We start from the raw sequence: 12,819 nt of genomic DNA, 5'->3' as shown, positions 1-12,819 counted from the left end.
GCCGATTGATAAAGCCCGCCAGGGCTTTATTGGCAAGGTCAGAACGCGCCCTCAAGGCGCGAGCTGCACCGCGCATGATGGATTATCTTTAGATAATCTTGGATGGATTTCCCAAACTGCCCGCAAAGCAGCGCACCGTCTGGGTTTTCCAAATTGGGACGGGGAACGTTACGACGGCAGAAGGGGAGCGTTACGACGGTAACAAGGGAACGTTACGACGGTAAACGGGTGCCGTTGCCGTGGGGCCAGGCCTCTTGATCTCCCATTTTCCCTTGGCGTATTCGTTCACTACCCAACCCACGGCGGCAAGTTCGGCCAGTGCCTTCCGGGCAGTCTGACGGCGTTTTTTCATAGCTTCGGCATTGGCTTCATCTGGCCAGACATAGCCGCAAAGCGTGTCCAGTTCCACGCGCCCGGATTTGCCGGGGTCGATCCAGCCGCATAGCCGTTGGTGCATCAGCCGTGCCGGATCAGTCTGTAGCACCCGCACTTCCGCCATGTCGATACGGGCATATGGACGATGCCCCAGGATCGCTTCGGCAATACGCGGATTCAGGGCAACCCATAGCCTGCCGTCCGTCTCGTCAAAAGCATGACTCATCAGGTGGAACGCGGCTTGCCGCCGTCCCTTCGTCACAAGGATGGTGACGTTCGACATGCGCAGCAGGCTGGCTTTGAGCGCCTTGATGTTGTCGCCGCTATCCGTCATGCCCGTTTCTGAGAGCAGTTTGGTCAGGCTCTCACGAACCACCAAGCCGTCTTGCTCAATGGCTTCGAAACGGGGTTCAAGGAATAGCCGTAGCTGTCGCCCCGTCTCACTGGTCGGTTCCGGGGTTAGCAAGATGCCGTTCGGGCCGCCAAGGGCCACGATGCCTTGCAAAAGACGCATATCATCGGCCCCGAGAGGTTCGAATCCGACGAAACGCATGGATTCGTCCTCGCCAAAGGTGTAGGTCACGTCCAGCTTGCAGCGTTTGCGATCGCCACGCTTGAGGCTGCGGAACAGGCCAGGTGCCAAACAGTGCGCGGGATCATGTCGGACGTGGGTCAGGTCATGCTTAGGCTTCTTCACGCTGTCTCCTTTTCACCTTGCACTGCCGCTCCAGTACAGCAGGCTTCAACACGCCGCCGTCGTGCCGTCTAAACCAGAGTTCTTGAAAAGGTGCGCCATAGTTGGCCTTGCTGACGCCAAAGCGGACAAAATACCCACGCTGACAATCATCGACCCCCAGTATCTCGGCCTCGCCTTGCGTCATGCCGGATAGGTACGATTGCCAACGGATGTTATCAACCAGTACGGACGATCCACGACTGGCCTGCTGTTGATCGCCCGACCCCATCATGGCTGCGCTTTTACTCGCGTGGTGCAGAAACACAATGGAGCAGCCTGTATCAGCGGCTATGGCCTCCATGTGCCCAACAACCTGCGCCATCGGCCCGCTAGCGTTCTCCTCCTCAATGTGGAAGCGCCGCAAAGTGTCCAAGATCATCAAGCGACGACCTTCAGCGGCTCGTTTGAGAGCATCGAACCAGCTAGCAGCCATGATGTTTGGGCATTTACCGATCAAGGGTTCAATGAGCAAACCATCAGCCACGGCTTGCCGTTCCGCTGCGCTGAGGTGTGCCCCAAGGGCGTGCAGACGATGGTGAATAGCGGCCGGTGGATCTTCAGCAGGCAGATAGACCACTTGCCCGGTGGGAAACTCGCCTATTTCAAGTAAATCAGGCCCGCCTGCAATCTGTGCAGCCAATTGAAGGGCCAACATGGATTTACCAGCCCCACCAGGCGACACAAGAGCACCAACAGTGCCAGCAACCATATTAGGCAGAACATAATCAATGGGTGGCGGCAATTCCGTGAAAGCCGCCATAAGATCAAGAGCCATATAACTAGCCCTCTATAGGGCCAGGTCGCGCAGCTTGATCACCCGATGATTTACGTGCCTCAATCCACTCTTCGACCTCTGACAAATCCCAGGCGACATTTCTACTGGTTAACGCGATACGGCGTGGAAAATCCCCTCGCTGCTCCAGGTTATAAATTGTTCGTGTCGAAAGCGGGATCATCTCCAGGAGCTTCTTCCTGTTGATGAGGGTCTTTATATTTTGCATGGGTCAATACCTCTCAAATGAATAGTTGCTATTCATCGAGTAGCTGCGCGAAGCAGCTAATCGGTAATTGACCTGCCCGATGCCAATGGCGGCCTTATTTATAAATTCACGGCATCAACTTCAATGCTATCAAAGATAGCAAAAACATCAACCCTTACTGCCTCCCGAAGTCCACTCATCAATCATATCGGCCCAATCCTGCAACATCGCCGCCCGCTGCTCGCGGTACTCAGCCTTGTTGTAGACAGCCCTCACGCCCTTCTGCTCGTGCGCCAGGCACTTCTCGATCCAGTCGGTGTTGTAGCCGGCCTCATGCAACAGCGTGCTGGCTGTGCGCCGCAAATCATGCGGTCCGAACTTGGTAAGTGACTTCCCATCTTTCTGCGCCGCCTTGTAAGTCAGCGTCAGCACCTGGTTAAGTGTGGCAGCGCTCATCGGCGCATCCGAGTCGTACCGTGATGGCAAAACGAAGTCGGAACCACCGGCAAAGGTTTTCATGGCAATGAAAATATCCAGAGCCTGCTGGGACAGAAATACCAGGTGCGGGTTACGGCGTTTCATCCGCTCCTTTGGAATCGTCCACAACGCTTCGCTGAAATTGATCTCGCTCCAGGTCGCATTGGTCAGCTCGCTCTTGCGCACCATCGTCAGCAATAACAGCTTGGCCGCCGCACGGTTTGTTGGGCTTGTGCCCACTCGCTCCATGTACTGGTACATCAGCCCAATTTCTTCTGGCGTCAACGCTCGGTCACGTGGCTCGAATCGAGCGATGCTTGTTGGGCGCACCAGTTCTGCCGGGTTTTCGACCTTCTGCCCACGCTCGATGGCCCAGCGAAATACCTGCAACACGATTTCACGCACATGAACGGCGGTGGCCGGTGCGCCTCGCTCAACAATGGCATCAGCCAGCGCCCGCAAGTCTTCGTGGGTGATCTCCACCAGCTTCTGATTGCTGAATTTCGGCTTCAGCTCACGCTCATAAACCGAGCGGCGCATATCGCGGGTGGAGTCGGCCATCTGGTAGCCACGCAGCCACTTCTCCGCCCAGGCACCGAACGTCTCTGCATCTTTCACCCGCGCCTTGTCTCGGGCTTTCTCCTTGGCCGGCGACTTGCCCGCCGCAACCATCTTCTTGGCGTCACCCAACAGCTCGCGGGCTTCGGCCAGGGTGATGCCACCGACACCATAACGCCCAAAGGTGATGGTCTCCTGCCGACCGTTGATTGAGTAGTTGTAACGGAACGAGATGGAGCCGGCTGGAGTCACTGCCACATAGAGACCTTCCCGGTCATTCACTTTGTAGAGTTTGTCCCTGGGCTTGAGATTGCGCAGCTTGGTATCGGTCAGCATGTACCTTGTCCTTCTTCGTCTCCGATACCATGCTGAAAAAATCTCGAATTTATCGTATTTTTTCTTACGAAACAGTAACTTATAGAATATTAATACCATGAACACACAAAAGAACGCAGCATGGTATCGGCATCAATCATGGCATCGCCAAACCATAATACCAGCTTTAATGCCATGCTCAAACGGTGCTTGGCGCTTCCTCCCGTTGCCAGATCGTGCCAAACACAAACAAAAAAAAGCCCGCAATTACGCGGGCTTAGCGGCATTTCATGCCATCAGGTGCCTGGCTGTGCCAGACGCGGAATCATTCCCACTCAATCGTTGCCGGTGGCTTGCCTGAGATGTCATAAACCACCCGTGAAATACCGCTAATTTCGTTAATAATTCTTCGCGACATCAACTCCAGAAACGCATAGGGAAGATGCGCCCAACCGGCGGTCATAAAATCAATGGTCTCTACCGCGCGCAGTGCGATCACGTACTCATAGCGCCGATCATCGCCTACGACACCCACGCTCTTGACCGGCAGGAACACGGCAAACGCTTGGCTGACCTTGTCGTACAAGTTGTGCCGAATCAGCTCTTCGATAAAGATATGGTCAGCACGGCGCAGCAGATCAGCGTACTCGGGTTTGATCTCACCTAGGATGCGCACCCCCAAACCGGGACCGGGGAAAGGATGGCGGTAAACCATGCCGGCCGGCAAGCCGAGCTCAACACCGATGCGGCGCACTTCATCTTTAAACAGCTCGCGCAGCGGCTCCACCAGCTTGAGCTTCATGGTCTCCGGCAGGCCACCGACGTTGTGATGAGACTTGATCGGTTTAGCTTTCCCCGTCTTGCTGCCCGCCGACTCAATCACATCCGGATAAATCGTGCCCTGAGCCAGCCATTTGACATTCTCAAGTTTGGCCGACTCGGTATCGAACACTTCGATGAAGGTGCGACCAATAATTTTGCGCTTCTCTTCTGGGTCGGTGACACCGGCCAGCCGTCCTAAAAACAATTCGGCTGCATCCACGCGAATCACCTTCACGCCCATGTGCTCGGCGAAGGTGGACATCACCTGATCACCTTCGCCCAGTCGTAGCAGACCGTGATCGACGAACACGCAGGTGAGTTGATCGCCGATGGCTTTGTGCAGCAGCGCGGCGACCACGGAAGAATCGACACCACCGGAGAGACCTAAAAGCACCTCATCGCTGCCAACCTGCTTGCGAATGCTAGCAACGCTATCGCTAATGATATTACCTGCCGTCCAGTTGCCTGGGCAGCCGCAGATCTGATGCACGAAGCGCTCGATAATGCGCTTACCCTGTTTGGTGTGGGTGGTTTCAGGGTGAAATTGCATGCCGTAGAAGCGACGTGCATCGTCGGCTATGCCGGCGATGGGACAGCTGTCGGTGCTGGCGATGAGTTTAAAGCCAGCGGGCAGCTCTACCACTTGGTCGCCGTGGCTCATCCAAACATCGAGCAGACCATGGCCTTCGCTGCTGCGCTCATCTTCAATATCTTTTAAGAGTAGCGAGTGGCCGTGGGCGCGCACTTGCGCGTAGCCAAACTCTTTGCTCTCTACCGCCTCAACTCGGCCGCCTAATTGCGCGGCCATAGCCTGCATGCCGTAGCAGATGCCTAACACGGGCACGCCCAGATCAAACACGACCTGCGGCACGCGCGGAGTGTCCGCAAACACGGCTGACTCGGGTCCGCCAGAGAGGATGATGCCTTGAGCGCTAAAATCGCGGATCAACTCATCGCCGGCATCGTAAGCGTAGATCTCACAATAAACGCCGGCTTCGCGCACGCGCCGGGCAATCAGTTGGGTGTACTGCGAGCCAAAGTCGATGACTAGGATGCGGTGGGCGTGGATATCGTCAGCCATAGAATTTTTACTCGCCCTAAAAGTCAAAAACCCACTACCGAATCCAGCAGCAGGAGTGTTGTTGATCAACGCTCCCTGCTACCCAAAAACAAGGGGTAGCAGAGAAGATGCTGCGCAAAGCGCCCTACTCCATGCGGTAGTTAGGTGCTTCTTTGGTGATGCTCACATCGTGTACGTGGCTCTCGCGCATGCCCGCGTTGGTGATGCGCACAAACTCAGCTTTGGTTCGCATCTCATCGATGCTCTGGCAACCCACATAGCCCATGCTGGCGCGTACGCCACCGATCATTTGGTGGACGATGGCAACTAAGCTGCCTTTGTAAGGCACACGGCCTTCGATTCCTTCTGGCACCAGCTTCTCTTGACCGGAGCCTTCCTGGAAGTAGCGATCACTAGAGCCTTGAGCCTGCGCCATCGCGCCAATAGAGCCCATGCCACGATAGAACTTGTAGGAGCGGCCTTGGTATAGCTCCACATCGCCAGGCGCCTCTTCGGTACCGGCCAGCAGGCCACCGACCATGATGCTATGTGCACCCGCAGCCAGTGCTTTGGCCATGTCACCGGAGTAACGCACACCACCATCAGCAATAACCGGCAGACCACTGCTTTTTAGCGCATTGGCGACATTAGCAATGGCGCTAATTTGCGGCACGCCCACACCAGCGATGATGCGTGTGGTGCAGATCGAGCCAGGACCTATGCCGACTTTAACCGCATCCACGCCGGCTTCTTGCAAAGCCAGTGCGGCAGCAGCAGTGGCAATGTTGCCGCCAATCAGCTGCAGATCAGGATAGTGCTGTTTAATCCATTTGATGCGATCGAGTACGCCTTGGGAGTGTCCATGAGCGGTGTCCACCGTGATCACATCCACTCCCGCCTCTACCAGTGCGGCGATACGCTCCTCAGTGCCCACACCCGTGCCCACGGCCGCGCCAACGCGCAAACGACTGTGCTCGTCCTTACAGGCAAAGGGATAGTGCTTGGATTTTTGAATATCTTTCACGGTGATCATGCCGCGCAATTGAAAGCGCTCATTAACAATGGGCACTTTCTCGATGCGATGCTGATGCAATAAGCGCAACGCTTCTTCGCGGTCAGTACCTTCACGCACGGTAACCAGTCGCTCTTTAGGCGTCATGGCGACCGACACCGGTTCGTCATAGCGGTTTTCAAAACGCAGATCACGGCTGGTGACAATGCCAACCAACTCTTCACCGTTAACCACCGGCATGCCGGAGATGCCGTGAGCACGTGTTAGGTCCAGCACTTCAGCAATGGTGGTTGTCGGCGAGACGGTGATCGGGTCAGCGATAATGCCGCTTTCAAATTTCTTAACTTTGCGCACCTCATACGCCTGCTGCTCGACGGTGAGGTTTTTGTGAATGATACCGATACCGCCTTGCTCAGCAATGGCGATAGCCAGCCTAGCCTCGGTCACCGTGTCCATGGCGGCCGACACCAGAGGGATATTGAGCCGGATACCACGAGTTAGCTGCGTTGAAAGATCAACATCGCGAGGCAAAAACGTGGTGTGGGCTGGAATAAGAAGTACGTCGTCGAAAGTCAGGGCGTCTTGGACGATCCGCATAGAATGCCACCTTAATGTCCGGCCACAGGGCGTGAACCGGTGAAATAGCCCGCCATTATAGAAAGCTGAGCCGCCGGCCTCAACCACCCTGTGATTTTTAGACATTTAGACCGTTGGCGTTGTTATCATCCGCGCATGACTAGCCTCTTTACACCTGACTCAAACGACGGCCGCGCGGTTTACTCCGTCTCTCAGCTCAATCAGGAAGTGCGTCTGCTCTTAGAGAGCGCTTTTCCTCTTCTGTGGGTGGAAGGCGAGATATCCAATTTCTCGCGGCCCAGTTCGGGTCACTGCTACTTCACGCTGAAGGACTCCGGCGCGCAGATACGCTGCGCCATGTTCCGCTCCCAAGCCCAACATCTGCGTCACGCGCCGAAAAACGGCGATCAAGTGTTAGTACGTGCGCGGATCAGTCTCTATCAGGCGCGCGGGGACTTTCAGCTCATCGTTGAGCACATGGAAGATGCCGGCGACGGTGCACTCAAGCGGGCTTTTGAGCAGCTCAAAGTCAAACTGCAAGCACAAGGCTTATTCGACGCAGCTCATAAAAAACCGCTGCCCGCCCTGCCTAAGCGCCTTGGCGTAATCACCTCACCCACCGGCGCAGCCATCCAAGATGTGCTAACGGTGCTAAAACGACGCTTCCCAGCTCTATCGGTGCTGATTTATCCAGTGCCGGTGCAAGGTGCGGGGTCAGCCGAGCAGATCGCCGATGCCATCCGTTTAGCCTCTGAGCGCAACGAAGTGGACATGCTGCTACTCACTCGTGGCGGTGGCTCGTTGGAGGATCTTTGGTCGTTTAACGAAGAGGGGGTCGCCCGCGCCATTTTCGACTGCCAGTTGCCGCTGGTGTCGGCGGTGGGCCATGAGGTGGACTTCACCATCGCCGACTTTGTCGCCGATCAGCGCGCCGCCACGCCTTCAGCGGCAGCCGAGCTGATCAGTCCTGACAGCCACGCTTGGCTGGCGGGCATCGAACAACAAGAGCAGCGACTCGCACAGGCCATGCGCCGGCAATTGGATAGGCACAGCGAGCGAATCGGCTGGCTGCGCCGACATTTGGATCAACATCACCCCCGCCGCCGTCTTCTTGATGCCACACAGCGCCTAGATGAGCTTGAGGCTCGCTTACAACAGGCGCAGCAACGGCGTTTGCGCGAGCTTGAGCTGCGCCAGCAAAATGCGACGCAGCGACTGCAGCGGCAAAACCCGCAGCTGCGCATCAGCCAACTTGAAACTCAGCGCGGCGAACTGGGTCGTCGACTGAATTTAGCCATGCGTCATCAGCTACAAAAGCATGGTCATACCCTACAAGCGCTGGCTGCTGAGCTTAATGCCATCAGCCCACTTGCCACCTTGGCCCGCGGCTACTCCGTCGTGCGCCACGAAGCCAGCGGCAGCGTCATCAAGAGTCACCGCGAGGTGAGGGTGGGAGAGCCGGTGCGAGCTGAGCTGGCAGAAGGCGTACTGCACTGCCGAGTTGAATTTATTGAGGATCAAAAATGAAAATCTGGCTAAAGAGCGCACTATTCTTACTGCTGACCATCACCGGCACGGCATCTGCTGAACTCGTTCTGCCGCAAGACAGCCGAGTGCCCGGCGGCATTGCCGTGCTCGCACTGGGCGATTACGCCAAAGCCCCTCAAGTGCGCTATCAAAACAAACCCGTGCTGCTTGTGGAGCAAGACGGCTGGCATGCCATCATCGGCCTGGCTTTGGCCGCCAAACCCGGTACCCATACGCTGATGGTCAACAGTCAGCCGCATCGTTTTGAGGTGCAGGATAAGGCCTATCTTGAACGCCAGTTAAAGGTACAGCCTAAATATGTTCAACCCAGCGACGAGCAACTGGCACGTTACCGACGCGAAGCAGCGCGCTCACGCGCCGCGCTAAACACCTTCAGCACGCCAAAGCCTTCTAGCTTATCGATGGTACTGCCCGTGCAAGGCCCACGCAGCAGCCCTTTTGGCGTACGCAGTGTCTTCAATGGTCAGCCGCGCAATCCTCACAGCGGCCTAGATATCGCCGTCCCCACAGGAACCCCCATCCAAGTCCCCGCCCCAGGACGGGTACTGGACACGGGTGAGTTTTTCTTTAATGGCAACACGGTATTTCTTGATCATGGCGGCGGCGTGATCACCATGTATTGCCATCTGGATCGTATCGATGTAAAAGCCGGTGATGAACTGGATACCGGTGCAGTGCTTGGTTTAGTAGGCGCTACCGGACGGGTCACTGGAGCGCATTTACACTGGGGAATCGCCCTAAACGGTGCACTGGTCGATCCGGATCTTTTTTTGTCACCATAAGGACGATTTTTCGCGTCATATGAAAAATGTATTTCTCAACGGCGCTAAAACACGGTATATAGCGCAGCTATTGAGCACTAGCTCCNGCTCGACGATAACGACGATGATATCGACGATACCATTCCTGAAGAAGAGCCCCCGCGGGTGCGCAACCCGGGGTCAAATAAAGAACGTGAACGTGATTACCGACGCGCCATAGAAGATCTGCGCGAGCAAAAACGTTTACAAGCCGAACTAAGTGCTTACGATCTTGACGCCGATGGCGATGATGACTTGTAAAAAATGCACCCTGAAGCGCTATGCTCAGAAAAGCTGATTCATAAGCTCACGAACACGCCAACCGCACCCGCACCTGCGGGTGCTTGGGCCGTGAGAAGCCATGAGTCCAACGTCTCTCCCACCGCAAGATCGAAAACACCTCCCCAACCTATCGCCGACTAAAGTTTCCTCAGACTTTGCCGATAGTTCCTGCAGAGACTCAAGGAAAAGGTATCGATATGGTCAGCAGCATCACAAATACACCTCCCATACAGCCGGTCGCGCACACCAAGCCAACTGCGCCTGCAGCAGCGACCAAGTCCAGCGCGGATACCTACACTCCCTCCGAGCAAGCCGGCGTCAGCCCCGACTACAGCAGTCAAATCAGCGCCAAGTCCAACTGGGGTCCAAGCTTTAATGCCCTGCGCGATTACGTTCTCAATCTTTTGCAAGAACAAGGCATAGAGACGAAGGGATTAGCCAAAACTTCTGCAGAGGCCACCGCTGCCATCGCTGATGATGGTTATTGGGGAGCCGACCAGACCGCGAGTCGGATCTTCGAGTTTGCTATTGCCCAAGTGCAGGACGACCCTGAGCGCCTTGAACAGGTTAAGGCGGCTGTCCTAAAAGGCTTCCAGGAAGCAAAAGAGGCTCTGGGAGGCTGGCTGCCAGAGGTTTCAGAACGAACCATTGAACTGGTTAACGAAAAGTTCGATGCATGGCAAAGCAAAAGTGAAAGCGCGCCTGCCGATGAATAAATAGCACAAAAGCTCGAAACCTTGGCGGGAAAACTCACGCCAAGGTTAAAAGTTGTTATATAACCTTTCGACCCATGCCGATCGGCGCGCGCTCTTCCTAGCATCCTCCCTAGATCCACCTTGCTTAAACCTTCGCAAGGCCTAATCTTGAAGTAGGCCACGGATGCTGGCCGCGTATAAATCACTGAAGTGGACAGGCTTGAAGGTGCTGCTAAGTCCAGCTCGCTTCAATCATAAACACATCACGTGTCGTCAAAAACACTAGTAACAAACAACACCTAATAGCAAGCGTTGAGCAAAAATTAACCAGCATGCAGTGCAAAAATTTTGTTTAAAAACACTCAAACTCTTGCACACAGCGCCGCTCAGTCGCCGGAGTTTACATGCCTACTGACAAAGCTTTGATCTGCTGCAACTCACTCACTATTTAGCAGGCCCCGCATGCAAGAGAGCCGGAACATCTCTTCGGATGAGCCAAGAGATCTTCAATGCACCATCCTACTGATTGAAGATAATCGCGGTGATGCGGTACTTACCGAGATAATGCTCGCCGAAGCCAACGATTTTAAACAAACACTGCTGCATGTCAGTCGTTTAGATGATGGCCTAAGCTTGCTTAAAAGCTCACCCGTGAGCGTCATCCTGGCCGACCTCTCGCTCCCTGACAGCATAGGGCTAGAGACCTTTCGAAAGTTGCACCAGCACGCCCCTCAAATCCCCATCATCGTTCTCACCGGCAACTTGGATAAAAAGCTTGCGCTAACGGCAATCCAAGAAGGCGCTCAAGACTATCTTGTCAAAGATGAAATCAACGCTCTATCACTCAGCAAAGCCATCTATTACGCCATCGAGCGTAAGCAGGCAGAAACTCATATCCGCTTTCAAGCTTCTCTACTCAATCAGGTGCGCAACGCGGTTTTTGCCACAGCAGCCGATGGCAGCATTATTTTTTGGAATCAACCAGCAAGCCAGCTGTATCAGTGGCACGCGAGTGAGGCGCTAGGACAAGCGTTTAATGAACTGTTAGTCCCAGAGTGCAATCAGCCGCTAATCAAAGAAATCCACGCTGGACTTAAGCGCAATCTGACATGGGAAGGTGAGCTTACGCTTAAACGCAAGAACGGCGACACTTTTCCCGCCCTGCTCACCTTCTCTGCTATTCGTAACGAAGCTGAGCAAATCAACGGTTATATTGGCGTAACAAATGACATCAGTGAGCGGGTAGAAGTCGAAAAGAAGCTCGAGCACAGTGCCTTTCATGACACCTTGACCGACTTACCCAATCGCGCCCTATTTAGTGACCGTTTGTCCAGCGCAATCGCCCGTGGCAGTCGCGAAGATGGCCGATACGCGGTACTTGTGCTCGACTTGGATCGCTTTAAAGTGATCAACGACAGCCTAGGGCACTTGGTAGGCGACGAACTATTAATTCAGTTCTCGCGGCGAGTTGAATCTTGCCTGCGCCCTGGCGACACACTAGCTCGCTTGGGCGGCGACGAGTTCACCATCTTGCTAGAAAATGTCCCTCACACCGTCGATGCTATCCGAGTCGCTGAACGTATTCACGAGCAGATGGCACAAGCTTTTTTACTCAACGGTCACGAGGTCTACACCAGTGTCAGCATTGGCATCACCTTTGGTGTCTCTAACTACCAAGAGCCCAGCGATGCCATCCGCGATGCCGACATCGCCATGTACCGCGCCAAAGCCCTGGGCAAGGGCTGCCATGTCATTTATGAGAGCGGCATGCATGATCGCTCGCTCAGCCAGTTCAAACGCGAAAACCGTGTGCGCCTAGCCTTGGAGAACAATCAATTTAGCGTGCACTTCCAGCCCATTGTTGATCTTCAAAGCGGTCTTTGCGTTGGTTGCGAAGCGCTACTACGCTGGCAAGCCTCCAACTCTTCAGAGCTTTCAACCGAAGAGATCATCAGCACTGCCGAAGAAACGTGCTTAATCATTCCCATTGGTCAGAAGGTGTTCGAAGAAACCGGCCGACAGTTAAAGCGCTGGCAAACCGAATCACTTCTACCCGAAGATTTTCGCATCCACATCAATCTAACCGCCAAACAACTTACTCACCACGGCCTGGTTAATCAAATCAGTCAGATGCTGTCAAGAAACAAAATTAGCGGACATAACATTACCTTAGAACTGTCTGAATCGGTGTTAATGGATCATCCAACCCTGACAGCCAACTTGCTAAAAACCTTAAGAAAGCTCGACATACATGTCTGTGTGGGGGGCTTTGGCACAGGCTATTCCAGCCTAAAACACTTACACCTACTACCGATAGATACCATCAAAATATCTAGCTATTTTATTCACGATATCGATCAGAACATCACGAGTAGTGCCATCGTTCAAGCCATCATCGGTCTAGGCAATAACCTAGGCATACAAGTCATCGCTGAAGGTGTCGAGCATGAGCAGCAGCGCCGCTTACTCACACAACTTGGCTGCCGTTATGCCCAAGGCTTTTTGTTTAACTCTGCACTAGAGCCTAGCGTCATGATGCATCACTTGCGTAAGGCGTCGAATTCAGCTCATCCCTTTCACTAA

The 12,819-nt window shown here is 54.6% G+C and carries 10 protein-coding genes and 1 pseudogene; 5 read left to right on the top strand and 6 right to left on the bottom strand.

What is annotated here, in order from left to right:
* Positions 1-190 precede the first annotated feature (190 nt).
* From repC to guaB, 6 genes are all read right to left on the bottom strand, one after another.
* Positions 191-1,072, bottom strand: coding sequence for a replication protein C, IncQ-type (gene repC, locus M1L23_RS09005; RefSeq protein WP_000743064.1), 882 nt, complete (start codon positions 1,070-1,072; stop codon positions 191-193).
* Positions 1,059-1,886 (bottom strand): helicase RepA family protein, encoded by an 828-nt coding sequence (locus M1L23_RS09000; protein ID WP_001162384.1) that lies wholly within the window; start codon positions 1,884-1,886, stop codon positions 1,059-1,061. Before M1L23_RS09000 ends, repC begins: the two co-directional genes overlap by 14 nt.
* 4 nt (positions 1,887-1,890) lie before the next feature.
* Positions 1,891-2,112: a helix-turn-helix transcriptional regulator gene (locus tag M1L23_RS08995; protein WP_001179606.1), complete on the bottom strand. Its 222-nt coding sequence runs from the start codon at positions 2,110-2,112 to the stop codon at positions 1,891-1,893.
* Positions 2,113-2,259: 147 nt separating this feature from the next.
* Positions 2,260-3,462, bottom strand: coding sequence for a tyrosine-type recombinase/integrase (locus M1L23_RS08990; RefSeq protein ID WP_000954590.1), 1,203 nt, complete (start codon positions 3,460-3,462; stop codon positions 2,260-2,262).
* A 304-nt stretch (positions 3,463-3,766) separates the two neighbouring features.
* Positions 3,767-5,344, bottom strand: a complete 1,578-nt coding sequence (guaA, locus tag M1L23_RS08985; RefSeq protein ID WP_252627003.1) for a glutamine-hydrolyzing GMP synthase — start codon at positions 5,342-5,344, stop codon at positions 3,767-3,769.
* 124 nt (positions 5,345-5,468) lie between these two features.
* Positions 5,469-6,932: an IMP dehydrogenase gene (gene guaB, locus M1L23_RS08980; RefSeq protein ID WP_252627001.1), complete on the bottom strand. Its 1,464-nt coding sequence runs from the start codon at positions 6,930-6,932 to the stop codon at positions 5,469-5,471.
* A gap of 135 nt (positions 6,933-7,067) precedes the next feature.
* On the opposite strand from guaB, the gene xseA reads away from it, so the two are divergent.
* The 5 genes and pseudogenes from xseA to M1L23_RS08960 all read left to right on the top strand — a co-directional run bounded on the left by xseA (position 7,068) and on the right by M1L23_RS08960 (position 12,819).
* On the top strand, positions 7,068-8,438 hold the full coding sequence (xseA, locus tag M1L23_RS08975; RefSeq protein WP_252627000.1) for an exodeoxyribonuclease VII large subunit: 1,371 nt from the start codon (positions 7,068-7,070) through the stop codon (positions 8,436-8,438).
* Positions 8,435-9,241, top strand: a complete 807-nt coding sequence (locus M1L23_RS08970; RefSeq protein WP_252626999.1) for a M23 family metallopeptidase — start codon at positions 8,435-8,437, stop codon at positions 9,239-9,241. The genes xseA and M1L23_RS08970 overlap by 4 nt, the downstream gene beginning before the upstream one ends.
* Before the next feature lie 105 nt (positions 9,242-9,346).
* Positions 9,347-9,520, top strand: a pseudogene (locus M1L23_RS14865) (PA3496 family putative envelope integrity protein); the annotation flags it as partial.
* Positions 9,521-9,738: 218 nt separating this feature from the next.
* The gene (locus M1L23_RS08965; protein WP_252626998.1) at positions 9,739-10,257 is read left to right on the top strand and encodes a hypothetical protein; all 519 of its coding nucleotides are present in this window, start codon (positions 9,739-9,741) and stop codon (positions 10,255-10,257) included.
* Between the two features lie 441 nt (positions 10,258-10,698).
* The gene (locus tag M1L23_RS08960; protein WP_252626997.1) at positions 10,699-12,819 is read left to right on the top strand and encodes a putative bifunctional diguanylate cyclase/phosphodiesterase; all 2,121 of its coding nucleotides are present in this window, start codon (positions 10,699-10,701) and stop codon (positions 12,817-12,819) included.

The organism is Aliidiomarina quisquiliarum (assembly GCF_023922585.1).
Lineage (GTDB): Bacteria > Pseudomonadota > Gammaproteobacteria > Enterobacterales > Alteromonadaceae > Aliidiomarina > Aliidiomarina quisquiliarum.
Note: the sequence above shows the minus strand (reverse complement) of the source record. Positions and strands in the feature narration are given on the sequence as shown.

What these genes read in the sequence shown, in the direction of transcription:
- M1L23_RS08995 (WP_001179606.1), bottom strand. Translation starts at nt 2,112, where the DNA reads ATGCAAAATATAAAGACCCTCATCAACAGGAAGAAGCTCCTGGAGATG.
- xseA (WP_252627000.1), top strand. Translation starts at nt 7,068, where the DNA reads ATGACTAGCCTCTTTACACCTGACTCAAACGACGGCCGCGCGGTTTAC.
- M1L23_RS08960 (WP_252626997.1), top strand. Translation starts at nt 10,699, where the DNA reads ATGCAAGAGAGCCGGAACATCTCTTCGGATGAGCCAAGAGATCTTCAA.
- M1L23_RS08970 (WP_252626999.1), top strand. Translation starts at nt 8,435, where the DNA reads ATGAAAATCTGGCTAAAGAGCGCACTATTCTTACTGCTGACCATCACC.
- guaA (WP_252627003.1), bottom strand. Translation starts at nt 5,344, where the DNA reads ATGGCTGACGATATCCACGCCCACCGCATCCTAGTCATCGACTTTGGC.
- M1L23_RS09000 (WP_001162384.1), bottom strand. Translation starts at nt 1,886, where the DNA reads ATGGCTCTTGATCTTATGGCGGCTTTCACGGAATTGCCGCCACCCATT.
- guaB (WP_252627001.1), bottom strand. Translation starts at nt 6,932, where the DNA reads ATGCGGATCGTCCAAGACGCCCTGACTTTCGACGACGTACTTCTTATT.
- M1L23_RS08990 (WP_000954590.1), bottom strand. Translation starts at nt 3,462, where the DNA reads ATGCTGACCGATACCAAGCTGCGCAATCTCAAGCCCAGGGACAAACTC.
- M1L23_RS08965 (WP_252626998.1), top strand. Translation starts at nt 9,739, where the DNA reads ATGGTCAGCAGCATCACAAATACACCTCCCATACAGCCGGTCGCGCAC.